The sequence below is a fragment of the Mycolicibacterium aichiense genome (assembly GCF_010726245.1).
GTDB lineage: Bacteria > Actinomycetota > Actinomycetes > Mycobacteriales > Mycobacteriaceae > Mycobacterium > Mycobacterium aichiense.
In genome coordinates this window covers 3,593,147-3,615,188 of sequence record NZ_AP022561.1, presented here as the reverse complement: position 1 = coordinate 3,615,188, position 22,042 = coordinate 3,593,147, and the positions used below count along the sequence as shown (strand labels likewise).

Genomic DNA, 22,042 nt, shown 5'->3' with positions numbered 1-22,042 from the left:
GCGGTGGTGGCAAAACCGCTCGGTCGGGAGTGCAACTGACCTCCATCGGGAGATCGACCAGCCTCATACGAGCAATGAGGCTGTTCGCATGACCTTGACGACGGCCTCTGCCCTGCATCAGCTCACCACTCCGGAGGGGATCGCCAACCCGTATCCGCTCTACGAGCAACTGCGCGATTCCTCGCCGGTGCCGGGGTATCGGGACTGGCCCCCGGGCACGGTGCCCGGCGCCGACGAACCGGTGACCGCATGGGCGTTGTTCCGCTACGACCAGGTGCTCGCAGCGGCGCGGGACAGCGAGACGTTCTCCTCGCGCGACCCCATCCAGGAGGCGTCGTCGGCGCCGAGTCTGATGCTGGTCAACACCGATGCGCCCGCGCACACCGCCGAACGCAAACTGGTCAGCCAGGCATTCTCGCCGCGGCGCATCCGGCGGCTCGAGAACTGGCTCGACGAACTGGTGCCGATCCTGCTCGCCGAGTTCGACGACCGCACCGGCGACGGAGATCGCGACGTGATGGAGTTCGCCGACGAGGTGCCCACGCGGGCGATGGTGCGGCTGCTGGGTCTTCCCGAAGGCGACCACGTCCGATTCAAGAACTGGGCCAACGCGTTCATGCTGTCGTCGGCGATGACTCCCGAAGAGCGGATGGCCAGCAACTTCGAGATGGTCACGGCGTTCACCGAGCGCGTCACTGAAAAGCTTGCGCGCGTTGACGATTCACAGGACATCGAGGACGCCGAGGACCTGATCTCGGCGCTGCTGAGGGCCGAGCTCGACGGTCAGCGGCTCACCCCGGAGCAGGTGGTGCGGTTCTGCGTCACGCTCGTGGTCGCCGGCAGCGAGACGACGACCTATCTCATCGGCAGCGTTCTCGATGCGATGGCGCGCGAACCTGCGGTGACCGCCCGGCTGCGGGCCGACCGTTCGTTGCTGAGCACGTTCATCGAGGAGGTCGCGCGGCTCACCGGGCCGAACCGGCTGTTCCGCATCGCGACCCGTGATGTCGAGATCGACGGTGCCAAGATCCGCAAAGGGGAGTGGGTCGCGTTGTTCTTCGGCTCGGCCAACCACGACCCGGCGGTGTTCGAGGATCCCGCGCGCCTGGATCTGGACCGGCCCAACATCCGCCAGCAACTGGCGTTCGGTCACGGCTTGCACTTCTGCCTCGGTGCGCCGCTGGCCCGGCTGGAGGTGCAGTCGATCGTCAATGCGGTGCTGGACCGTTACTCGGTGATCGGCCTGTCCGAGGAACCGGCCGAGCGCCAGACGGCCAGTCTGCTCACCCACGGCTTCGTCCGCCTGCCGATGCAGCTGAGCCGATGAGCGAGAGCATCAACATCGCCGCCACCCGGGCCATCTACGCGGCGGTCCCGGCCGGTGACCTGGCGACGGCGCTGAGTCACATGGATCCGGACGTCAGGATCACCTACTACGGCAGTGACGCGATCCCGTACGCCGGTGACTACCGCGGCATCGAGGCGGCAGGAGAGTTCTTCAGCACCGTGGGCGCCCACATCGAGATCGTGGCGATGGAGCCGTGGCTGTTCATCGGAGACGGCGACAATCTCGCGGTCTGGGGTCACCAGAAGTTCCTGCGGACGGCCACCGGCCACACCTGGGAATCGGAGTTCGCGCACATCATCACGCTGCGCGATGGCAAGTGGCTGCATTTCCGGGACTTCATGAACTCGGCACTGACCCATCAGGCGTTCACCCAGACTGTGGGTTAACCAGTGGGAGCTGCGGCGGTCGGACGGTAAACTGGTGTTTTCGACCTAACCGGAACCCAGGAAGCAGGCTTCGAAGACCACGTGACGCCCCGCGAGACGACCGCTGCTCGCCCTGATGACAGCCAGGTGCGCAGCAGTATGACTGTTCCGCCCGACCTCGTCGTGGGTCTGCTGGGTTCGGCTGACGAGAATCTGCGCGCACTCGAACGCAGCCTGTCGGCCGATGTCCATGTCCGAGGCAACACCATCTCCCTGTCCGGTGAAGCGGCTGATGTCGCCATGGCCGAACGGGTGATTTCCGAACTCATCGCGGTGGTGGCGGGCGGTCAGACGCTGTCCCCGGACGCGGTGCGCCGCAGTGTGGGGATGCTCGCGGGCGCGGACAACGAGTCACCGGCCGAGGTGCTGACGCTGGACATCTTGTCCCGGCGCGGAAAGACGATTCGGCCCAAGACGCTCAACCAGAAGCGCTACGTGGACGCCATCGACGCCCACACGATCGTGTTCGGCATCGGTCCGGCGGGCACCGGCAAGACCTACCTGGCCATGGCCAAGGCGGTCAATGCGCTGCAGACCAAGCAGGTCACCCGGATCATCCTGACCCGGCCCGCGGTGGAAGCCGGTGAGCGCCTTGGGTTTCTGCCCGGCACGCTGACCGAGAAGATCGACCCGTACCTGCGGCCGCTCTACGACGCGTTGCACGACATGATGGATCCCGCCGCCATCCCGAACCTGCTGAGCACCGGGGTGATCGAGGTCGCGCCGCTGGCCTTCATGCGCGGCCGCTCACTCAACGACGCGTTCATCATCCTCGACGAGGCGCAGAACACCACCGCCGAGCAGATGAAGATGTTCCTCACCCGGCTGGGGTTCGGCTCCAAGATCGTAGTCACCGGTGACATCACCCAGGTCGACCTGCCCGGCGGCGCCAAGTCCGGTCTGCGGGCGGCGATGGATGTCCTCGACGGCATCGACGACATCCATTTCGCCGAACTCACCAGCGCCGACGTGGTGCGCCACCGCCTGGTGTCGGAGATCGTCGACGCCTACGCCAAGGCCGAGCAGCCGGCACTGATGAACCGCTCCCAACGTCGCTCCACGCGGCGCTAGGGGCATCTCACATGACCATCGAGGTATCCAACGAATCCGGCCTCGACGTTTCCGAAGAGGAACTGATCAGCGTCGCGCGCTTCGTGATTCGCCGCATGGACGTCAACCCGGCCGCTGAGCTGTCGATGGTGTTGCTGGACACCAACGCGATGGCCGACCTGCACATGCGCTGGATGGACCTGCCCGGTCCCACCGACGTGATGAGCTTTCCGATGGACGAGCTCGAGCCCGGCGGTCGCCCGGATGCGCCCGAGCCGGGGCCGTCGATGCTCGGCGACATCGTGTTGTGCCCGCAGTTCGCCGCCGACCAGGCCCGCGCCGCCGGCCACAGCCTCGGTCAGGAACTGGCTCTGTTGACCGTGCACGGCGTGCTCCATCTGTTGGGTTACGACCACGCCGAGCCGGACGAGGAGAAGGAGATGTTCGACCTGCAACGGACCCTGCTCGAAGAGTGGGTGGCCGAGCAGGTCGAGGCATACCACCAGGATCGGCAGATCGAGAAGGACCGTCGCCTGCTCGACAAGTCACAGTTCTTCGACCAGCCGTGACGGGATGGAGTGCGCTGCTCGGTGCGATCGCCCTGATAGCGCTGGGCGGTCTGTTCGCCGCGATCGACGCCGCCATCAGCACCGTGTCGATTGCACGGGTCGAGGAATTGGTGCGCGACGAGCGACCAGGCGCCCTGCGGCTGGCCAGGATCATGGCCGAGCGGCCGCGCTACATCAATCTCGTTGTGCTGCTGCGCATTGCGTGCGAGGCCGCCGCGACGGTCTTGCTGGTCGCCTTCTTGTGGGACGACCTCGGGCTGACCTGGGGTCTGGTGGCGGCGGCGGGCATCATGACGGTCGCCAGCTTCGTCGCGATGGGGGTGGGCCCTCGCACCATCGGCAGGCAGAACGCCTACACGATCGCCTTGACGTCGGCGGTTCCCCTGCAGGCGATCTCGGTTCTGCTGACACCGATCAGCCGGCTGCTCATCGTGCTCGGCAACGCGCTGACCCCGGGACGCGGCTTCCGCAACGGACCGTTCGCCTCCGAGATCGAGCTGCGTGAGGTGGTCGACCTGGCGCAGCAGCGCGGGGTGGTGGCCGACGACGAACGCCGAATGATCCAGTCGGTGTTCGAACTCGGCGATACCGCCGCGCGCGAGGTGATGGTGCCGCGCACCGAGATGGTGTGGATCGAGAACGACAAGTCCGCCAGCCAGGCGACCTCGCTGGCGGTGCGCAGCGGGTATTCGCGCATCCCGGTGATCGGGGAGAACGTCGACGACGTGGTCGGCGTCGTCTATCTCAAAGACCTTGTGCAGCGCACCTATTACTCGTCGGACAGCGGCCGCGGCACCAAGGTGGCCGACATCATGCGCCCGGCGGTGTTCGTCCCCGACTCCAAACCGCTCGACGAGTTGTTGCGTGAGATGCAGCGCGACCGCAATCACATGGCCTTGCTGGTCGACGAGTACGGCGCCATCGCAGGCCTGGTCACCATCGAGGATGTTCTGGAGGAGATCGTCGGCGAGATCGCCGACGAGTACGACACCCGTGAGGTGGCTCCCGTCGAAGAATTGGGCGACAACCGGTTCCGGGTGTCGGCTCGCTTGCCGATCGAGGACGTCGGCGAGCTCTATGACATCGAGTTCGCCGACGATCTCGACGTCGACACCGTCGGCGGTCTGCTGGCCCTCGAGCTGGGGCGGGTGCCACTGCCCGGTGCCGAGGTCGTCTCGCACGGGCTGCGTCTGCAGGCCGAAGGCGGCCGGGACCACAGAGGGCGGCTTCGCATCGGCACCGTGCTGGTCAGCCGGATCGAGCCTGAAGAAAGCGACGAGGATGACTGACCCTGCGCAACGTGAATTCCGGTCCGGCTTCGTCTGTTTCATCGGCCGCCCCAACACCGGCAAATCGACGCTGACCAACGCGCTCGTCGGCACCAAGGTGGCGATCACTTCCAACCGTCCGCAGACCACCCGGCACACCATTCGCGGGATCGTGCACCGCCCGGATTTCCAGATCGTTCTGGTCGACACCCCCGGCCTGCACCGCCCGCGCACGCTGCTGGGCAAGCGGCTCAACGACCTGGTCCGCGACACCTACTCCGAAGTCGACGTCATCGGCCTGTGCATTCCCGCCGACGAGAACATCGGACCCGGCGATCGATGGATCTACGAACAGATCCGTGACGTCGCACCCCGCACGACCCTTGTCGTCATCGTCACCAAGATCGACAAGGTGTCCAAGGAGCGGGTGGCCGAACAGCTGATCGCCGTCCACGAACTGGTCGGCGACACCGCAGCCGAGATCGTGCCGGTCTCGGCGACGCGCGGCGACCAGGTCGACGTCCTCATCGACGTGCTGGCCGGTCAGCTGCAGCCGGGCCCGGCGTTCTACCCCGACGGGGAGCTCACCGACGAGCCCGAAGAAGTGTTGATGGCCGAGCTCATCCGCGAGGCTGCTCTGGAGGGCGTGCGCGATGAGTTACCGCACTCCCTGGCAGTGGTGATCGAGGAGATCGAGGAAAGATCAGGACGGCCGGCGGATGATCCCTTGATCGACGTGCATGCGGTGTTGTATGTCGAGCGCGACAGCCAGAAGGGCATCGTCATCGGCAAGGGTGGCGCCCGGCTCAAAGAGGTTGGGACGGTGGCGCGTACGCAGATCGAGAAGCTGCTCGGCACCAAGGTGTATCTCGATCTGCGGGTCAAGATTGCCAAGAACTGGCAGCGCGACCCCAAACAGCTTGGCCGGCTGGGGTTTTAGCTCTCGGTAGGCACCGGGGTGTTCCACCAGATCTCGGGTTGCTTGTTGGCCCACCCGTTGATGGCTTCCAGTTCGGCCGCCAGGGAGATCAGCAGCGGCTCGCTGTTGGCCGGGCCCATCAGCTGCACGCCGATCGGCAGGCCGTCGGAGGTGAAGCCGGCCGGAACACTGATCGACGGCCACCCCAGCAGATTCCACGGGAACGTCACCGGGCAGGCCGCGATCATCGCGCGGTCGGTACCCATCGGCCCGAGGCGGTCGAACCTGCGCGCCGGGGGAGGTGGTTGTGCCGTCGTCGGTGCCAGCACGACGTCGACGGAGCGGAAGATCTCTCCGACGCGGCGGTGCAGCTTGGGCTCGCTGGCGCGTGCGCGGCGCAGCATCGAACCCGACAGCAGCCTGCCCATCCGCATGTTCGACTCGGTGCGGGCGTCGAACGTCACGTCGTCTCCGAGCCGGTCGGCCCACTCCAGCAGCCCGGCGGTGGAGCGGGGCAGGAACGTCAGCGGCAGCCGCAGGCCGTAGTTGGGGTTGCCCGCCATCACGGTGTGACCCAGCAGGCCCAGCTGCTCGGCGATGCCGCTGAGAGCGACCCTGATCTCGGGATGAAGCCTGGCCGGAAAGAACGTGAACGGAAACCGCGTCGACAACGCGATCTTCAGCGGCCCCGGCGCGGCCCCGACGGAGTCGGTCATCCGTACCGGCGGCGGCTTGACCGGGTCGTCGTCGTGGTTCCCCGAGGCGGCGTCGAGCACAAGAGCGGCGTCGGCCACCGTGCGCGCCAGAACTCCGTTGACGGTGATCCCGTTGAACGGGTCGTGAATCGGCCAGGTCGAGATGCGACCGCGCTGCGGCTTGATGCCGACCAGGTGGGTCCAGGCGGCGGGCACCCGGACACTGCCTGCGCCGTCGGAACCGATCGCGGCGGCGACCAGGCCTGCCGCGACGGCGGCGGCACTGCCGCCCGACGACCCACCGGGAGTGTGCTTGCGCGACCAGGGATTACGGGTGTGGCCGAAGGCAGGCCCGCTGGTGAACGGCCATTGGCCCAGTTCGCAGCAGTTCGTCTTGCCGACGATCACCGCGCCGGCCTCGCGCAGCCGGCGGACCACTTCGGAGTCGTGCGTCGCGGGGCGCACCGGTCCGGCGGTTCCGAAGGAGGTCGGAACACCTGCGATGTCGACGTCGTCCTTGACCGCGATGGGGATGCCCAGCAGCGAGGCCTGCTCGCCGGCGGCGCGTCGTCGATCGGCGTCGGCGGCGTCGGCGAGCGCCGACTCGGTCAGCACCACCCGGAAGGCGTTGAGTGTGGACTGGCTGGCGGTGATCGCGCGCAGCGACCGGCGGACCAGTTCGGCGGACGTGACCGTGCCGCTGGCCAACTGATAGAGCTGCTCACCGATGGTCGGAAACCGCGGTGGCCTGCCCAGACTCCGGTGAGCTGTCATGGCGACGTCGAGACTAACGGCGCGCGTCCGCAGTTATGTCGCAATGCGGTGGGAAACTAGTCGGATGCGGCTGTATCGGGATCGGGCGGTCGTGCTGCGCCAGCACAAGCTCGGTGAAGCCGACCGCATCGTCACCTTGCTGACCCGCGACCACGGTCTGGTCCGCGCGGTTGCCAAGGGCGTGCGCCGTACCCGCAGCAAATTCGGTTCCCGGCTCGAACCGTTCGCCCACATCGACGTCCAGCTGCATCCGGGTCGCAACCTGGACATCGTCACCCAGGTGGTGTCGATCGACGCCTTCGCCACCGACATCGTCAGCGACTACGGCCGCTACACCAGCGCCTGCGCGGTCCTGGAGACCGCCGAGCGGCTTGCCGGGGAGGAACGCGCCCCGGCGCCGGCGCTGCACCGGCTCACGGTCGGGGCGTTGCGCGCGGTGGCCGACGGTGCGCGCAGCCGTGAGCTGGTCTTGGACGCCTACCTGCTGAGGGCCATGGGCATCGCAGGCTGGGCGCCGGCACTGACCGAATGTGCCCGCTGCGCGGCACCGGGACCGCACCGCGCGTTCCACATCGCCGCTGGTGGCAGCGTCTGCATGCATTGCCGTCCGTCCGGCTCGACGACGCCGCCGCAGGCTGTGCTGGATCTGATGTCCGCGCTGCACGACGGCGATTGGGAGCTTGCGGAGGCCTCGACGCCGTCGCATCGTAGCCACGCCAGCGGCTTGGTGGCTGCGCATCTGCAGTGGCATCTGGAACGCCAACTGCGTACTTTGCCGCTGGTGGAGCGGGTCTACCGGCGGGCCGCTGACCATGGGATGGAGATGTTCAGGCAGGATGAGCCATATGGCGATGAACCGGGTGACCAGCTCGTGGCGGGGGGCTGAGCGCAGGCGGAAAGAGACCTTTCCGCAGCTGCCCCCGGCGCCCGACGACTACCCGATGTTCCCGGACACCTCTGTGTGGCCGGTCGTGTTTCCGGAGCTGCCGCCCGCGCCGGACGGCGGCCCACGCCGGCCGCCCCAGCACACCTCCAAGGCCGTGCCGCCGGCGATCCCGGCCACCCAGATGCCCAAGCACGTCGCGGTCGTGATGGACGGCAACGGGCGCTGGGCCACGCAGCGGGGGTTGAGCCGCACCGAGGGTCACAAGATGGGCGAAGCGGTGCTGATCGACATCACCTGCGGGGCCATCGAGATCGGTATCCAGCACCTGTCGGTGTATGCGTTCTCCACCGAGAACTGGCGGCGCAGTACCGAAGAGGTGCGGTTCCTGATGGGCTTCAATCGCGAGGTGGTCCGTCGGCGCCGCGAGAACCTCGACGCCATGGGGGTCAACATGCGCTGGGTGGGATCGCGGGCGCGGATGTGGCGCAGCGTGATCAAGGAATTCGACATCGCCGAGAACATGACCGTCGACAACGACGTCATCACGGTGAACTACTGCGTGAACTACGGCGGGCGGGCCGAAATCGCCGAAGCGGCAAAGCAAATCGCGCGCGATGCGGTGGCCGGCCGGGTCGACCCGGAACGGGTGAACGAGGCCACGATCACCGAGCACCTGCACCGGCCCGACATCCCCGACGTCGACCTGTTCATCAGGACGTCGGGGGAGCAGCGGGCAAGCAACTTCATGCTGTGGCAGGCCGCGTACGCCGAATACGTGTTCCAGGACAAGCTGTGGCCCGATTACGATCGGCGCGACCTGTGGGCGGCATGCGAGGAGTACGCCGAACGCAATCGGCGTTTCGGCCGGGCCTGAGATGGGACTCGACGCACGGTTGGCCGATGCGCTGAGCGCGGTCGTGCCGGTCGAGGTGGAGCCGGATGGCGCGCTCACCGTGCGTTACGAGGGCACGTTCGCGTCCCTGCGAACGGTCACCATTGCCGAGGACATCGAGATGGTGTCGGTGACGCAGGTGCTCGGGTGGGATCTGCCGGTCAACGCCGATCTACGCAAACGTGTTGCCGCGCAAGCATCCTCGACGATGTTGGGGACGGTGACGCTCGTCGAGTCCGGCAAGAAGGGCGACATCATGTTGCGCTACAACTTTCCCGGCGACGGTCTGGCCGATCATGCGCTACAGACCCTGGTGCTGATGGTGCTCGCAGGCGGGGCCGATGCTCGCCGCGCGCTCGTCGACTAGCTGTCAGGCGCTTCGTCGAGATCGACACCAGCGCGGGAAAGTTCGAGTAGGTCCCACGCTGACGTCGATGTCGGCGCGGGGGCTCAGCTCCTCGGGACCCGAAGGCTCTGGGTAACACGGTTGTTGTCCGCCTCTAAGCGACACCGTTGTCGCTCACGTGTGCTCCGCCAATTCCCGGATTCCGCAGAACGGGGAGTGACCGTGCTCTCGCCTTTGCTGCGGCTCGGGCATCCGACAGTTGCGAGTGGAATGGGTTTCTGTTGTTCTTATCCAAGTTGAGCGGAAGATCTTGCGTCTCCAGTAAGTGGTCCTCCAACAGCCATGGTTGTGGAGTCGGATACCACGATACGAAAGCGTTTGCGGCCATCCAGCGAGACAGATCCTGCTCGCCGGCTCCGAAGTGGAGACGTTCGCTCGACCCGTAACGTCGCAATTCGATACCTAGGTGCTCGGCCAAAAGGCAGCCGAGCGTGAGGCGAAGCGTTGACCGGGCAGCGTTGCCGCTGTAGTGAGTTCGAATCCGTTTGCGAAGCGATTGACGACTAGCATTTTGTCCATTTTTTGGTGGCGCCTTCGGACTGATGCCGGCGTACAGAAGGGTTCGCGCATCGCGAACCTCGCAATGCGCGACATCGATGTCACCTGGCAATTCGCGAAACCACCATCCGTATACCCCAGCGACCTGCTCGACGAGTGGTGGCTTGGCCATGACCTCGGCCCGGCTGTGAATATTCGCGGCCAGGTAGCGTGCAACGTCATCCGGGGTAGGCACACTTCGATATTGCACGAACGCATCAATCAAGCGCGCTGAAATCGACAACGGTTGTCGCTCAAAGGCGGACGCCACGCATGCCCGCGGCGCGCTAGCTCAGCTCCGGCACTGTGTGCAGGTGCCGAACAACTCGATCGTGTGGCTGACGTCCGAAAAGCCATGCTCGGCAGCCACTTCCGCGGCCCAAGCCTCGACTTCGCGACCGCTGACCTCCACCGCCGCACCGCAACTGCGGCACACCAGGTGATGGTGATGGTCCGCGCCGGCGCAGCGCCGGTAGACCGACTCCCCGGTATCGGTGCGCACCATGTCCACCAGATCGGCCGCCGACAGTGATTGCAGCGTCCGGTACACCGTGGTCAGTCCGATGTTCTCGCCGCGGCGGCGCAGCTCGTCGTGTAACTCCTGCGCCGAGCGGAACTCGTCGACGGTGTCGAGCAGAGCGATGATGGACGCTCGCTGACGAGTCGCCCGCACCCCGCCCGCGCCGGCGCGAGGGCGGACGTCTGCGCCGGTCATGAGTGCTCCTCGCCGGCGTGGCTGATGGCGGCGACGATGATCTCGGCCAGGTGCTCGTCGACCAGTCGGTACATCACTTCCCGCCCGGATCGTTCGCCGGCGACCACGCCTGCCGCCTTCAGGATTCGCAGATGCTGGCTGACGAGGGGCTGCGGCACGTCGAGAGCGTCGACCAGCTCATGCACGCACCGCCGGGACTCCCGCAATTGCAGAACGATCGCGATACGCACCGGGGCGGCCAGCGCGCGCAACAGTTCGCCGGCGCGTTCCAGGAGGGCGGCATGGTCGGTGGCGGTGGTCATTTCGCACCTCCACGTTATTGGAAACGATTTCCAGTTGGTGTCCACTTTTCCATGCACGATCACGCATGTCAAAGGGTCCGCCGAGAGGTCGCTAGGCTATGGGGCTGTTGTCCGTTCACAGAACAGGAGTGGCACCCACCGTGGCGTCCGTCATCGATTCCGTCGTCAACCTGGCCAAGCGTCGTGGCTTGGTCTATCCAGCCGGCGAGATCTACGGCGGGACCAAATCGGCCTGGGACTACGGCCCCCTGGGTGTGGAGCTCAAGGAGAACATCAAACGGCAATGGTGGCGGTCGGTGGTGACCGGCCGCGACGACGTCGTCGGCCTGGACAGCTCGATCATCCTGCCTCGCGAGGTGTGGGTGGCCTCCGGCCACGTCGAGGTGTTCAACGATCCGCTCATCGAGTGCCTCAACTGCCACAAGCGTCACCGCCAGGATCACCTGCAGGAGGCGTACGCGGAGAAGAAGGGAATCGCGGACCCCGAGTCGGTCGCGATGACCGAGATCGTCTGCCCGGACTGCGGCACCAAGGGCCAGTGGACCGAGCCCCGCGAATTCAACATGATGCTCAAGACCTACCTCGGGCCGATCGAGTCCGAAGAAGGCATGCACTACCTGCGGCCCGAGACCGCGCAGGGCATCTTCGTGAACTTCGCGAATGTGGTGACCACCTCGCGCAAGAAGCCACCGTTCGGAATCGGTCAGATCGGCAAGAGCTTCCGCAACGAGATCACCCCGGGCAACTTCATCTTCCGCACCCGCGAGTTCGAGCAGATGGAGATGGAGTTCTTCGTCGAGCCGGCCACCGCGCCCGAGTGGCACCAGTACTGGATCGACACCCGGCTGCAGTGGTACATCGATCTCGGCATCACCCGCGACAACCTGCGGCTCTTCGAGCACCCCAAGGAGAAGCTGTCGCACTACTCGGCAGGCACCACCGACATCGAGTACAAGTTCGGTTTCCAGGGCAACCCGTGGGGTGAGCTCGAAGGCATCGCCAACCGCACCGACTTCGACCTCAAGACGCACTCGCAGCATTCCGGCACCGACCTGTCGTTCTACGACCAGGCCGCCGATACCCGCTACATCCCGTACGTCATCGAACCCGCAGCGGGACTTACCCGTTCGTTCATGGCGTTCCTCGTCGACGCCTACGCCGAGGACGAGGCGCCGAACGCCAAGGGTGGGGTGGACAAGCGCACGGTGCTGCGGCTGGACCCGCGGCTGGCGCCGGTGAAGGCCGCGGTACTGCCGCTGTCGCGGCACGCCGATCTCAGCCCGAAGGCCAAGGATCTGGCCGCGGAGTTGCGCAAGAACTGGAACATCGAGTTCGACGACGCCGGTGCGATCGGCCGCCGCTATCGCCGCCAGGACGAGATCGGCACGCCGTACTGCGTGACCGTCGACTTCGACTCCCTCGAGGATCACGCGGTGACCGTGCGCGAGCGCGATCAGATGACCCAGGAGCGGATCGGCATCGACTCGGTGGTCGACTACCTGGCCACCCGGCTGAAGGGCTAGAAGCGGCCTAGAAGCGGCCACCGCCGCCCAGCATCCCGCCGCCGTCGGAACCGCCTGACGATCCGCCGAAAGTCGTCGACGACCATCCGCCACCGCCGCCGAACCCTCCGCCGAATCCGCCGCGCATGCCGCCGGACAGGATGTTGCCGAGGATGATGCCGCCGATGACGGCACCCATGTTCGACGAACCACCAACGCCGCCATAGTGATTCATGTAGGAGCGCTGCGCTGCCTGGACGTCGTTGTTGGCCAACTGCTGCGCTTGGGCGGCCAGCATCGACGCACCGTTGGCGTGTGCGATTGCCTCTGCGACGTTGGTCTTCCGCTTGGCCTGCGCGGCCTCGAGTTGACGCACCGCCTCGTTGAGGCGGGTGCGCGCCTCGGGCCCGACGCTGCCGCGGCGGGTGTCGACATAGTCGGCCACCGACCGCACCCGCGACTGCGCGGTGAACAGCGCCTGGTCGTAGGAGCGGCCCAGTCGTTCGGCGTTCTCGCGTTCCTCGGCCACGCTGGCCAGTAGCCGGTCCAGGTCGGCGTCGGCCTGGGTCAGTTGCGTGAACGCCCCCAGCGGATCGGCCGATCCGTTGGCCTGGGCCGCGGCCACCGCCGCGACCGCAGCGTCGCGGGCAGCGGTCAATTCGGCGGTGTTGGACAGGCCGCCCTGGGTCAGCTGGGCCACGGCCTGGTTGATGCCCTGCTGAGTGTCGGCGATCGCCGCAGGCAGGGTGGCGACCGCGCGGCGGATGTCGCTGGCCGCGCTGTCGACCGCGTCGAGCATCGAATCAGCCTGTTGCAGAGCGGCTTCCGCGCCGCGAACACAATCCACCAGTTCGCTCTGCTCACCGGCCACCGGTTTGGCCACCAGCTCGCGGGCCCGGCTGATCGAGCTGTCGGCGAAGTCCAGGCGCTCCTTGGCGGCAGCGGCGTTGCGCGCCACCGAGGCCAGCGCCGACTCGGCGAACTCGGTGTGCAGCTGAGTCAACGTGTCCTCGGCGGGATCGATGCGGGCGCTGACGTCGACCAGTTTCTGGGTCAGCGTGTCCAGCCGGTCGGGTGCGTTGATGACGAGGTCGCGCAGCTGATGGAACGCCTGGTTCTGGGCGTCGAGCTCACGGTTGGCCCGGGCAGCGGCGACCACCACCCGGGTCAACAGGTCGCGGCGCTGTGCGGGCGTTTCGGGCACCGCATCGTCGAGCTGCTGGCGCACGTTGAAGGCCTGCTGCAGGGTGGCCTTGGCGTTGTCGACGGCGCGCACGAATGGTTGCGTCTGTTGCTCGCCAAATTCCTCGATAGCCAAGGTCAATTCGTTGGAGCTGGTGCGCACGGCGTTGTCGACGTCGACGACGATCGAGCGGGACAGCTCGTCGAGAGCGTCGAGCGGAACCGAGGCCAGGGCAGCGGGATCGGTGGGGTCGACCCGCTTGGCGGCGGCCACCTCGGCTTCGTGCCGCTTGCGCCGCCGCCGGCGGCTCCACACCAGCAAAACCGCCACCGCCAGGATGATGACGCCCAGAATGATCACCAGCGGCAGTAGCGAGAACCCGCTGCCGCTGCTGGTGCCCTTGGCGGCAAGGCCATCCGCCGCAGCGATCGCGGCGCCCGCCCAGTCGCCGTTGTGCAGCGCGGGCTCGATCTTGTCGTGGCGCAGGTCGTCGATCTTCGCGCCGCCGGCCGCCGCGGTGGGCACCAGGAAGGCGTAGGAGCGCTGCCCGGTCGCGACGGCCAGGATCGCGTCCTGGTTGCTCAGATCGCTGGCCACGCGGGTTTCCTCGGTCCAACCCACCGCACTTTTTGGGGCGAAGGAGTCGACGAACACCACCCACAGGCGCACGTTCCGCTCGCGGTAGAGGCTGTCGACGGCATTCTGGACGCTGGCCAGCTGGCCGCCGGCCAGGACGCCGGCGTTGTCGGTGACGTAATCCGGCAGCCGGAACGGTGGCTCGGCCGTCGCGGCGGGTGCCACCAGGGTGGCGGTGGTCAGGATGGCCGCGAGCAGGCTGAACAGACGTGCGAGGCGCATGACCGTCAAATGTAGTAGGGCCGGTGCTGGCAGACTGTGCGTCGGTGACGACGAATGAGCACGGCCACTACGACGAGGCCGACCGTGAGCGGGTGGTGCACGAGCCGCCGAAGACTGCCGGGCTGCCCGGCACGTCGACGGAGCATCGCACCGACTTCGCCCGCGACCGTGCGCGCGTGCTGCACTGTGCCGCTCTTCGCCGGCTGGCCGACAAGACTCAGGTGGTCGGTCCGCGGGAGAGCGAAAACCCGCGCACCAGGCTGACCCATTCGCTGGAGGTCGCCCAGATCGGGCGGGGGATGGCGCTGCCGCTGGGATGCGACGCCGATCTGGTGGATATGGCCGGTCTGGCGCACGACATCGGACATCCGCCGTACGGCCACAACGGGGAACGTGCGCTCGACGAGTTCGCGGCCGCCTGCGGCGGCTTCGAAGGCAACGCCCAGAACTTCCGCATCCTGACCCGCATCGAGCCGAAAGTGCTTGACGGACAAGGTCGCAGCGTGGGCCTGAACCTCACCCGCGCGGGACTGGACGCCGTCACGAAGTATCCGTGGTTCCGCGAACCGGGCGTGCGCAAGTTCGGCTTCTACGAAGACGACCGGGCGCTGGCGCAGTGGGTGCGGGGCGCCGCGCCGTCGCGACGCCCGTGTCTGGAGTCCCAGGTGATGGATTGGGCCGACGACGTGGCCTACTCCGTGCACGACGTCGAAGACGGAGTGGTGTCTGGCCGCATCGACCTGCGGGTGCTGGCCGACGCCGACGCCGCCGCGGCGCTGGGCGCGTTGGGGGAGTCCAACACGATCGCCGCCGCCGATCTGGAGGCTGCCGGCGAGCGGTTGTCCCAGCTGCCGGTTGTCGCCGGCGTCGGCAAGTACGACGGCACGCTCGCGGCATCAGTCGCGCTCAAGCGGCTGACCAGTGAACTGGTCGGCCGGTTCGCCTCAGCGGCAGTACGGCTGACCCACGAGGTCGCCGGGCCGCAGCCGCTGGTGCGCTACCAGGCCGATCTGCAGGTGCCCGCGACCGTCCGCGCCGAGGTGGCGCTGCTCAAGACGCTGGCGCTGCAGTTCATCATGTCCGACCCGCGGCACCTGGAACTGCAGGCGCAGCAACGGGAACGGATCCACCGGGTGGCGAACTGGCTGCTCGACGGTGCGCCCGCCACACTCGATCCGGTGTTCGCGCCGGAGTTCACCGCCGCCGATGACGACGCGGCGCGGATGCGGGTTGTCGTCGATCAGCTCGCCTCCTACACCGAAGGCAGGGTGGAGCGCATCGACGCGCACATCGCCGGCGGCCCCGCGTCCTAGACTGTGCCGATGACGACAGCGGTGAGCGGAGGTGGAGACCGCAAGGGTCGAATCTCCGACCGCGACATCGCCGCGATCCGTGACCAGGTCCGCATCGAAGACGTCGTCGGCGACTACGTGCAGCTGCGCCGGGCCGGCGCCGATTCGATGAAGGGCCTGTGCCCGTTCCACGACGAGAAGTCGCCGTCGTTCCACGTGCGGCCCAATCACGGTCACTTCCACTGCTTCGGCTGCGGCGAGGGCGGCGACGCCTACGCGTTCATCCAGAAGATCGAGCACGTCAGCTTCGTCGAAGCCGTCGAAATGCTGGCCGACCGGGTCGGCTACACCGTGACCTACAGCGGCGGCGGCACCAGCGTGCAGCGCGACCGTGGCAGCCGTAGCCGGCTGATCGCCGCCAATGCGGCCGCGCAGGAATTCTATGCTGCCGCACTGGAATCCGAGGAGGCCGCGCCCGCGCGGCAATATCTGACCGAGCGCAATTTCGACACCGCCTCGGCCCGCCAGTTCGGCTGCGGGTTCGCGCCGTCGGGCTGGGATTCGCTGACCACGCATCTGATCCGCAAGGGCTTCGAGTTCAAGGAGCTCGAAGCCGCCGGGCTCTCGCGTGAGGGCAGACGCGGACCGATGGATCGCTTCCACCGCAGGCTGCTGTGGCCGATCCGCACCGCCAGCGGCGAGACCGTCGGCTTCGGTGCCCGCCGAATCTTCGCTGACGACCAGATGGAAGCCAAGTACGTCAACACCCCGGAGACCGTGCTCTACAAGAAGTCGAACGTGCTGTTCGGCATCGACCTGGCCAAGCGCGATATCGCCAAGGGGCATCAGGCCGTCGTCGTCGAGGGCTACACCGACGTGATGGCCATGCATCTGGCCGGCGTCACCACCGCGGTCGCGTCCTGTGGCACCGCGTTCGGCGACGAGCACCTGTCGATGCTGCGGCGGCTGATGATGGACGACAAGTTCTTCCGCGGCGAACTGATCTACGTCTTCGACGGCGACGCGGCCGGGCGCGCGGCCGCGCTCAAGGCGTTCGCGGGCGAGCAGAACCTGGCCGGGCAGAGCTTCGTGGCGGTGGCCGCGGACGGAATGGACCCGTGCGACCTGAGGCTGGCGCAGGGCGACGGTGCGCTGCGCGACCTGGTGGCCAGGCGCACGCCGCTGTTCGAGTTCGCGATCCGCACCGCACTGGCCGAGCACGATCTGGAATCCGCCGAGGGCCGGGTCACGGCGCTGCGCCGCTGCGTGCCGATGGTCGCCCAGATCAAGGACCCCACGCTGCGCGACGAATACGCCCGTCAGCTCGCCGGCTGGGTGGGCTGGGACGACGTCGCCCAGGTGATCGCGCGGGTGCGCGAGGAAGCCGGTCACAAGCCTGCGGGGCGCGACTACAAGCGCGCCGCGCCCGCCCGCACCAAGGTCACCGACGCCGGGGCGCGGCGTCCCGATCCGCGCGACCCGACCCTGTGGCCGCAGCGCGAGGCGCTCAAAGCCGCCCTGCAGTATCCGGCGCTGGCCGGCCCGGTGTTCGACTCGCTGACCGTGGAGAGTTTCACCCACCCCGGGTACGCCGCGGTGCGGATCGCGATCGAGGCCGCCGGCGGGACCTCGTCGGGCATCGTCGGCGCCCAGTGGATCGATACCGTGCGCGAACGGGCCGGCGCGCCGCTGACCGAAGGCCTGATCACCGAGCTCGGAGTCGAGGCGATCCGGGTCGAGGAGGAAGAGAAACTGCCGCGATACGTCGGCAGCGTGCTCGCCCGGCTGCAGGAGGTCTGGGTGGGCCGGCAGGTCGCCGAGGTCAAGTCCAAGTTGCAGCGAATGTCGCCGGTGGAGCAGGGCGACGAATACCACGCATTGTTCGGCGACCTGGTCGCGTTGGAGGCCTATCGGCGCAGCCTGCTCGAACAGGCCAGCGGTGACGACCTCACTGCGTGAAAACTCACGTCGGGTTATGGTTAACGTGCTGCTTGTCTCCGGCGAAAGGTCAGATATGACTACCGCGAATACTCGTGCCCGGCGTATCGCCACCTTCGGTGCGCTTGCCGTGGCCGCTGCTGCGGTGCCGGCCCTGGCGGCGCTGACCTCCCCGACCGCGTCGGCGAATCCCGGCGGCACCTGCCTGGCCTGGTTCGGTTCGCGCGGCGACGGGCAGTGCCTGTCGTACTCGAACAACAACGTCAGCATCGGGACGCCGCAGTTCGGCGTCTACGGTCCTGATGCGGGCTCGATGCCCGGTGGCGGTATCGGTGTGAGCACCGGCCCGCTGCTGCCGGGTCAGACCATCAGCATCCCGCTGGGCTAGATTCACGGGCTCTCTCGGGCCGCGAGATTGACCTGAGGGCTGTGATTTTTCGCGATTGACGACCGTGAGGTCGATGTCGTCGTGCCTACTTCTCCGACCGCTGTGGTTCCACCACGGTGGTGTTGGCGTCGATCTCGGTGAGCGTGACCATCTTCGGGTCCGGGTCCGGTGACACCCGGTCGGCGAGCTTGCGGCGGCCTGCGTCGATCACGGTTTTGGTGGCGGGATTGTCGGTGATGGCGCGGTAGGTGCCGACGATCTGCTCGTAGCGCTTACGGCCCGCCTTCGTGCCCAAGACATAACCCACGCCGAGCACGGCCAGATACTGGATCACTGCATTCCCTTCCTAAATCCTCGCCCCTCCATCCTGCCTGACGGACCTGTGTCGGCGCGCGCCCGCCGGTTTGGCATCCGGGGTCCCCGGTAAGCTAGAGTCACTCTCCGGTCCGCATCAGCGCGAAAGCGTTCACGCGGGCTGCAGATAGTCCCCTGTAGCTCAATTGGCAGAGCTTCCGACTGTTAATCGGACGGTTCTTGGTTCGAGTCCAAGCGGGGGAGCAAGAACTCCCAGGGTCAGCGCGTCACAGCCACAGATACAAACCTGACAGCAGCGCCCACAACCCCACGCAGTAGACCTCGAACGCCACCCGCAGCGGGATCGGGGCGTGCCGCAACTCCATGAAGTCCAGGCCCACCAGCCGCACCTTGATCGCCGCGATCGCCAGCACCGCGACGGCCACCAGCGAGCCGGTGCCGTGGTCGGCGCCCAGCGCGAACGACGCCAGCGTGGCGGCCACCAGGATCAGCCAGCTCACGCCGGCCCGGTTACGCATCAAGTGCAGCATCAGCTCACCAGGTAGAGCAGGGGGAACAGGACGATCCACAGCAGGTCGACCAGGTGCCAGAAGCAGCCGCCGCCCTCGACGACGGCCAGCCGGGTCGCCGACAGTTCGGTTCGGCGGGTCTGGGTCATCATCAACGCCAGCACCAGAATGCCGATGCACACGTGCAGCAGGTGCAGCCCGGTGAGGATGAAGTAATACAGGTAGAAATGGTTGACGCCCGCGGTGTGTCCGTCCCGCACCAGCAAGACGTACTCGGTCACCTTCAGCGCCACGAACGCCACACCGCAGCCGGCCGCGATAACCAGTGCTCGTGCGGCGATCTCGCGCGCACCGGTGCGCAGACCGCCGATCGCCGCCACCACGAACAGGGAGCTGGTCAGCAGCACCAGGGTGTTGACCAACCCGATGTTGACATGCAACGTCTTGCGGGCGGCGTCGAATACCTCTGGCGCTTTTGATCTTTCGACCATGAACGTGGCGAAGAAGGCCGCGAACACCAGCATGTCGCCGAGCAGGAAGACCCAGGTGCCCTGTTCGCCCGGGATACGGCGGCCTGCGGTGGTGGGTGCGCCTGCCGTCATGCGTGTTCGGCGCGTTGCTGCGCCTTGATCCCGCGATTGAGCACGTAGGTGGTGCTGAACATCCACACCGTCAGCGCCAGCCCGGGGATGTAGAACGCAAACACTCCGTGCCAGGCCAGCGGCCCGTCGTTGAACACCACGACGACGCAGCCGGGCAACGACAGTAGCGCCACCCACAGGTTCAGGTAGCCGTACCAGCGGGGAAACGTCTGCGGTTCGGTGCTGTCGATGAACGACGCGATCGCCAACGTGATGTTCTGCATGATGATCGTGCCGACGATGCCGATGAACATCAGCCAGAACACGTCGTTGAGCGCCTGGGTGATCTCCGGCGATCTGCTCTCGGGACGGAACGCCGCCGCGGCCAGCACGAGGAACGGAAACAACAGTGCGGGAACGAATATCGTCGCCGCGAACAACTGCGTGATCGACAACATGCCCCATCGTCCTTCGACGCGGCGGATCCGCAGCACGATGGTGGCCAGGAACGGCAGGGCGATCACCGAGGTCAGCAGGCAGCCGGCGATACCGATGCGGATCCAGATCTTGTGGTCGATGAAGAAGTCGGTGACCTCGGTCGGCGACCAGACCGGCGAGATCGGCGGGAACAGCCGCGCCAACCCCGACATGCAGGTCCCATACAGCACGATCATGATCGTTCCGCACCATGCGCCGATGCGCTGCAGCGTGAGCTCCACGGCCGCGACCTTACCGAGTCACCCCGCGGTTTTGTCAAAATTGTCAAAACCGCTAGTCGAGGATGTTCTCCGGGTGCAGCATCTCGGCGTACCGCAACTGTTCGGGGATCCCGAATCCATCGACCAGCAATTCGGCGTGCGGCCGAAGATCGCGGCAGCGCTGGTTGATGCCGCGGGTGACGGCCTTGGCCCGTTCGGTCGACAGGAACCGGTGCTCGACGAACCACGCCTTGTCGTCCTCGATCACCGACAGGGCGTACAGGTCGCACACCATGCCGAGGATGTCGCGGGCCTCGTCGTCCTCGCAGGCGTCGATACCGGCGACGAATGCCTCCAGCACGATGCGGTCGATGTGCGCCTTGGCGGTGTGCAGCACGTGATCCTGGACGGAGTTAAAGGCGTCGAATGCCGACATCTCTTTGGACTTGCGCTGCAGCCGGCGTGCGACCGAGGAGAGCAGGTACTCCTCGCGGTCCTCGAACATCTTGACCTGCGTGCCGCGGTTGAAGAGGCTGCCTTCCTCCTCGTTGTCCTGGCGTGAGTCGACGATCGTCTGCATGATCGTCTCCGCCGCAGTCCTTTTCATCACCCGGTCACCGGCAAAGTTGGCGGCGAAGCGCACCCACTCCACCGGGCTCATGCCCTTGATGTCGTCGGCGTAGGCGGTCAGCAGTTCCTTGGCGACCAGTTGGGTCAACACGTGGTTGTCACCCTCGAAGGTGGTGAAGACGTCGGTGTCGGCGCGCAGCGCGATCAGCCGATTCTCCGCGAGATAGCCTGCACCACCGCATGCTTCGCGCGCTTCCTGGATCGCGGTGCTGGTGTGCCAGGTGTTGGCCGCCTTCAGCCCGGCCGCGCGGGATTCCAGTTCGCGCTGCTCCTCGGCGTCGGGGTTGTCCGCGGTCTGCAGATCGTGCAATCGGGCCACCAGCTCGTTCTGGGCGAACTGCAACGCATAGGAGCGGGCGATCAAAGGGAACAGCCGGCGCTGGTGCACCAGGTAATCCATGATCAACACTTCGTCGTCATCATCCGGTGCGCTGAACTGCTTGCGCTGCAAGGCATACCGCACGGCGATGTCCAGAGCCACCCGCCCGGCCGCCGCCGCGCTACCGCCGACGGTGACCCGGCCGCGGATCAGTGTGCCCAGCATCGTGAAGAACCGCCGGTTCACGTTCTCGATGGGCGACGAATAGGTGCCGTCCGCCGCGACGTCGCCGTACTTGTTCAGCAGGTTGTCGCGCGGAATCCGCACGTTGTCGAACATGATCCGGCCGTTGTCGACGCCGGGCAGGCCGCCTTTGTAATGACAGTCCGATGTCGTGATGCCAGGCAGGTCGTTGCCGTCGTCGTCCCGCAGCGGAACGACGAAACAGTGCACGCCATGCGATTCGCCATTTGTGATCAGCTGCGCGAAAACCGCTGACACCTTGGCGGTTTCGGCTGCGCCGCCGATGTAGTCCTTACGCGACGTCGGCGTGGGGGAGTTGATCACGAACTCCTGCGTCGCCGGATCGTAGGTGGCAGTGGTCTCCAAAGCCTGGACGTCGCTGCCGTGACCGGTTTCGGTCATGCCGAAGCAACCCATCAGGTCCAGGTCGATGATGCGCTGGACGTAGGCCTTGTGGTGACGCTCGGTGCCCAGGTTCTCGACGGCGCCCCCGAACAAGCCCCACTGCACGCCCGCCTTGACCATCAGCGACAGGTCGGACATCGCGAGCATCTCGATGCGGGTCACGGCGGCGCCCACATCGCCATTGCCGCCATGCTCCTTGCGGAAGCCGTCTTCAGCGGCGCCCTTGGCCGCCATGATCTTCATCTGCTCAGCCACCTTCGCGCGAGCGATGACGGTGTTGGGCGTGTAGTGCGGCCGGAAGACTTCGGTGGAAAGTTCGTCTCGCACGGCGTTCTTGACGTCTCGCCAACGGCCGTCAAGCGCGTTCCGCAGGTGCTCCGCAGTGGTGGTCATGG

At 66.7% G+C, this 22,042-nt stretch carries 23 protein-coding genes and 1 tRNA gene; 14 read left to right on the top strand and 10 right to left on the bottom strand.

The genetic code is table 11. The features are described from left to right. Positions 1–88: 88 nt before the first annotated feature. The 6 genes from G6N32_RS17535 to era all read left to right on the top strand — a co-directional run bounded on the left by G6N32_RS17535 (position 89) and on the right by era (position 5,600). Positions 89–1,327 (top strand): cytochrome P450, encoded by a 1,239-nt coding sequence (locus G6N32_RS17535; RefSeq protein ID WP_115320672.1) that lies wholly within the window; start codon positions 89–91, stop codon positions 1,325–1,327. Beyond that, positions 1,324–1,734 (top strand): nuclear transport factor 2 family protein, encoded by a 411-nt coding sequence (locus G6N32_RS17530; protein WP_115320671.1) that lies wholly within the window; start codon positions 1,324–1,326, stop codon positions 1,732–1,734. Before G6N32_RS17535 ends, G6N32_RS17530 begins: the two co-directional genes overlap by 4 nt. An 81-nt stretch (positions 1,735–1,815) precedes the next feature. After that, complete coding sequence (locus G6N32_RS17525; protein WP_115320670.1) at positions 1,816–2,844, top strand: PhoH family protein; 1,029 nt, start codon at positions 1,816–1,818, stop codon at positions 2,842–2,844. A gap of 11 nt (positions 2,845–2,855) precedes the next feature. After that, entirely contained in the window at positions 2,856–3,392 is a 537-nt protein-coding gene (gene ybeY, locus G6N32_RS17520; RefSeq protein ID WP_115320669.1) for an rRNA maturation RNase YbeY, read from the top strand. Then, complete coding sequence (locus tag G6N32_RS17515) at positions 3,389–4,681, top strand: hemolysin family protein (protein ID WP_115320668.1); 1,293 nt, start codon at positions 3,389–3,391, stop codon at positions 4,679–4,681. Before ybeY ends, G6N32_RS17515 begins: the two co-directional genes overlap by 4 nt. Continuing rightward, complete coding sequence (gene era / locus G6N32_RS17510; RefSeq protein ID WP_115320667.1) at positions 4,674–5,600, top strand: GTPase Era; 927 nt, start codon at positions 4,674–4,676, stop codon at positions 5,598–5,600. Before G6N32_RS17515 ends, era begins: the two co-directional genes overlap by 8 nt. Here era and G6N32_RS17505 read toward each other — a convergent pair. Further along, complete coding sequence (locus G6N32_RS17505) at positions 5,597–7,048, bottom strand: amidase (RefSeq protein WP_115320666.1); 1,452 nt, start codon at positions 7,046–7,048, stop codon at positions 5,597–5,599. The two genes, era and G6N32_RS17505, sit on opposite strands and share 4 nt — an antisense overlap. Positions 7,049–7,112: 64 nt before the next feature. On the opposite strand from G6N32_RS17505, the gene recO reads away from it, so the two are divergent. Genes recO through G6N32_RS17490 form a run of 3 tightly spaced genes read left to right on the top strand, consistent with a single transcriptional unit; the run spans position 7,113 to position 9,193 of the window. Next, positions 7,113–7,934: a DNA repair protein RecO gene (gene recO / locus G6N32_RS17500; protein WP_115320665.1), complete on the top strand. Its 822-nt coding sequence runs from the start codon at positions 7,113–7,115 to the stop codon at positions 7,932–7,934. After that, on the top strand, positions 7,894–8,808 hold the full coding sequence (locus G6N32_RS17495; protein WP_172507300.1) for a decaprenyl diphosphate synthase: 915 nt from the start codon (positions 7,894–7,896) through the stop codon (positions 8,806–8,808). Before recO ends, G6N32_RS17495 begins: the two co-directional genes overlap by 41 nt. Before the next feature lies 1 nt (position 8,809). Then, entirely contained in the window at positions 8,810–9,193 is a 384-nt protein-coding gene (locus G6N32_RS17490) for a hypothetical protein (RefSeq protein WP_115320664.1), read from the top strand. Positions 9,194–9,326: 133 nt separating this feature from the next. Here the strand turns inward: G6N32_RS17490 and G6N32_RS17485 are convergent, their stop codons facing one another. Genes G6N32_RS17485 through G6N32_RS17475 form a run of 3 tightly spaced genes read right to left on the bottom strand, consistent with a single transcriptional unit; the run spans position 9,327 to position 10,786 of the window. Continuing rightward, complete coding sequence (locus G6N32_RS17485) at positions 9,327–10,013, bottom strand: GIY-YIG nuclease family protein (RefSeq protein WP_232077154.1); 687 nt, start codon at positions 10,011–10,013, stop codon at positions 9,327–9,329. A gap of 48 nt (positions 10,014–10,061) precedes the next feature. Further along, positions 10,062–10,484: a Fur family transcriptional regulator gene (locus G6N32_RS17480; RefSeq protein ID WP_115320663.1), complete on the bottom strand. Its 423-nt coding sequence runs from the start codon at positions 10,482–10,484 to the stop codon at positions 10,062–10,064. Continuing rightward, entirely contained in the window at positions 10,481–10,786 is a 306-nt protein-coding gene (locus tag G6N32_RS17475; protein WP_102805607.1) for an ArsR/SmtB family transcription factor, read from the bottom strand. Before G6N32_RS17475 ends, G6N32_RS17480 begins: the two co-directional genes overlap by 4 nt. A 128-nt stretch (positions 10,787–10,914) precedes the next feature. On the opposite strand from G6N32_RS17475, the gene G6N32_RS17470 reads away from it, so the two are divergent. After that, positions 10,915–12,309, top strand: coding sequence for a glycine--tRNA ligase (locus G6N32_RS17470; RefSeq protein ID WP_272871112.1), 1,395 nt, complete (start codon positions 10,915–10,917; stop codon positions 12,307–12,309). Between the two features lie 7 nt (positions 12,310–12,316). Here the strand turns inward: G6N32_RS17470 and G6N32_RS17465 are convergent, their stop codons facing one another. Beyond that, positions 12,317–14,329, bottom strand: a complete 2,013-nt coding sequence (locus G6N32_RS17465; RefSeq protein WP_115320662.1) for a TPM domain-containing protein — start codon at positions 14,327–14,329, stop codon at positions 12,317–12,319. Positions 14,330–14,373: 44 nt separating this feature from the next. Between G6N32_RS17465 and G6N32_RS17460 the strand changes: the two genes are divergently transcribed. Genes G6N32_RS17460 through G6N32_RS17450 form a run of 3 tightly spaced genes read left to right on the top strand, consistent with a single transcriptional unit; the run spans position 14,374 to position 17,947 of the window. Then, positions 14,374–15,642, top strand: a complete 1,269-nt coding sequence (locus G6N32_RS17460; RefSeq protein WP_115321346.1) for a deoxyguanosinetriphosphate triphosphohydrolase — start codon at positions 14,374–14,376, stop codon at positions 15,640–15,642. A gap of 9 nt (positions 15,643–15,651) precedes the next feature. Then, positions 15,652–17,580, top strand: coding sequence for a DNA primase (dnaG, locus tag G6N32_RS17455; protein WP_115321344.1), 1,929 nt, complete (start codon positions 15,652–15,654; stop codon positions 17,578–17,580). A gap of 55 nt (positions 17,581–17,635) precedes the next feature. After that, positions 17,636–17,947: a DUF7155 family protein gene (locus G6N32_RS17450; RefSeq protein WP_115320661.1), complete on the top strand. Its 312-nt coding sequence runs from the start codon at positions 17,636–17,638 to the stop codon at positions 17,945–17,947. A gap of 85 nt (positions 17,948–18,032) precedes the next feature. Here the strand turns inward: G6N32_RS17450 and G6N32_RS17445 are convergent, their stop codons facing one another. Next, on the bottom strand, positions 18,033–18,281 hold the full coding sequence (locus G6N32_RS17445; RefSeq protein ID WP_036344477.1) for a hypothetical protein: 249 nt from the start codon (positions 18,279–18,281) through the stop codon (positions 18,033–18,035). 151 nt (positions 18,282–18,432) lie between these two features. Here G6N32_RS17445 and G6N32_RS17440 point away from each other — a divergent pair. Beyond that, positions 18,433–18,505, top strand: a tRNA-Asn gene (locus G6N32_RS17440). 23 nt (positions 18,506–18,528) lie between these two features. On the opposite strand, the gene G6N32_RS17435 is transcribed toward G6N32_RS17440, so the two are convergent. From G6N32_RS17435 to G6N32_RS17420, 4 genes are all read right to left on the bottom strand, one after another. Then, positions 18,529–18,792 (bottom strand): cytochrome C oxidase subunit IV family protein, encoded by a 264-nt coding sequence (locus tag G6N32_RS17435; protein ID WP_115320660.1) that lies wholly within the window; start codon positions 18,790–18,792, stop codon positions 18,529–18,531. After that, on the bottom strand, positions 18,792–19,373 hold the full coding sequence (locus tag G6N32_RS17430) for a cytochrome c oxidase subunit 3 (RefSeq protein WP_115320659.1): 582 nt from the start codon (positions 19,371–19,373) through the stop codon (positions 18,792–18,794). Before G6N32_RS17430 ends, G6N32_RS17435 begins: the two co-directional genes overlap by 1 nt. Next, positions 19,370–20,026 (bottom strand): hypothetical protein, encoded by a 657-nt coding sequence (locus G6N32_RS17425; RefSeq protein WP_115321342.1) that lies wholly within the window; start codon positions 20,024–20,026, stop codon positions 19,370–19,372. Before G6N32_RS17425 ends, G6N32_RS17430 begins: the two co-directional genes overlap by 4 nt. A gap of 97 nt (positions 20,027–20,123) precedes the next feature. Continuing rightward, positions 20,124–22,040, bottom strand: coding sequence for an acyl-CoA dehydrogenase family protein (locus tag G6N32_RS17420; protein ID WP_115320658.1), 1,917 nt, complete (start codon positions 22,038–22,040; stop codon positions 20,124–20,126). Positions 22,041–22,042: the final 2 nt, after the last annotated feature.

Excerpts from the sequence above, each read along its gene's own strand:
- era (WP_115320667.1), top strand. The coding sequence starts at position 4,674 with ATGACTGACCCTGCGCAACGTGAATTCCGGTCCGGCTTCGTCTGTTTC.
- G6N32_RS17530 (WP_115320671.1), top strand. The coding sequence starts at position 1,324 with ATGAGCGAGAGCATCAACATCGCCGCCACCCGGGCCATCTACGCGGCG.
- G6N32_RS17475 (WP_102805607.1), bottom strand. The coding sequence starts at position 10,786 with ATGACCACCGCCACCGACCATGCCGCCCTCCTGGAACGCGCCGGCGAA.
- dnaG (WP_115321344.1), top strand. The coding sequence starts at position 15,652 with ATGACGACAGCGGTGAGCGGAGGTGGAGACCGCAAGGGTCGAATCTCC.
- G6N32_RS17480 (WP_115320663.1), bottom strand. The coding sequence starts at position 10,484 with ATGACCGGCGCAGACGTCCGCCCTCGCGCCGGCGCGGGCGGGGTGCGG.
- G6N32_RS17535 (WP_115320672.1), top strand. The coding sequence starts at position 89 with ATGACCTTGACGACGGCCTCTGCCCTGCATCAGCTCACCACTCCGGAG.
- G6N32_RS17505 (WP_115320666.1), bottom strand. The coding sequence starts at position 7,048 with ATGACAGCTCACCGGAGTCTGGGCAGGCCACCGCGGTTTCCGACCATC.
- G6N32_RS17450 (WP_115320661.1), top strand. The coding sequence starts at position 17,636 with ATGACTACCGCGAATACTCGTGCCCGGCGTATCGCCACCTTCGGTGCG.
- G6N32_RS17420 (WP_115320658.1), bottom strand. The coding sequence starts at position 22,040 with ATGACCACCACTGCGGAGCACCTGCGGAACGCGCTTGACGGCCGTTGG.
- G6N32_RS17465 (WP_115320662.1), bottom strand. The coding sequence starts at position 14,329 with ATGCGCCTCGCACGTCTGTTCAGCCTGCTCGCGGCCATCCTGACCACC.
- G6N32_RS17495 (WP_172507300.1), top strand. The coding sequence starts at position 7,894 with ATGGCGATGAACCGGGTGACCAGCTCGTGGCGGGGGGCTGAGCGCAGG.
- G6N32_RS17435 (WP_115320660.1), bottom strand. The coding sequence starts at position 18,792 with ATGCTGCACTTGATGCGTAACCGGGCCGGCGTGAGCTGGCTGATCCTG.
- G6N32_RS17490 (WP_115320664.1), top strand. The coding sequence starts at position 8,810 with ATGGGACTCGACGCACGGTTGGCCGATGCGCTGAGCGCGGTCGTGCCG.
- ybeY (WP_115320669.1), top strand. The coding sequence starts at position 2,856 with ATGACCATCGAGGTATCCAACGAATCCGGCCTCGACGTTTCCGAAGAG.
- G6N32_RS17430 (WP_115320659.1), bottom strand. The coding sequence starts at position 19,373 with ATGACGGCAGGCGCACCCACCACCGCAGGCCGCCGTATCCCGGGCGAA.
- recO (WP_115320665.1), top strand. The coding sequence starts at position 7,113 with ATGCGGCTGTATCGGGATCGGGCGGTCGTGCTGCGCCAGCACAAGCTC.
- G6N32_RS17425 (WP_115321342.1), bottom strand. The coding sequence starts at position 20,026 with ATGATCGTGCTGTATGGGACCTGCATGTCGGGGTTGGCGCGGCTGTTC.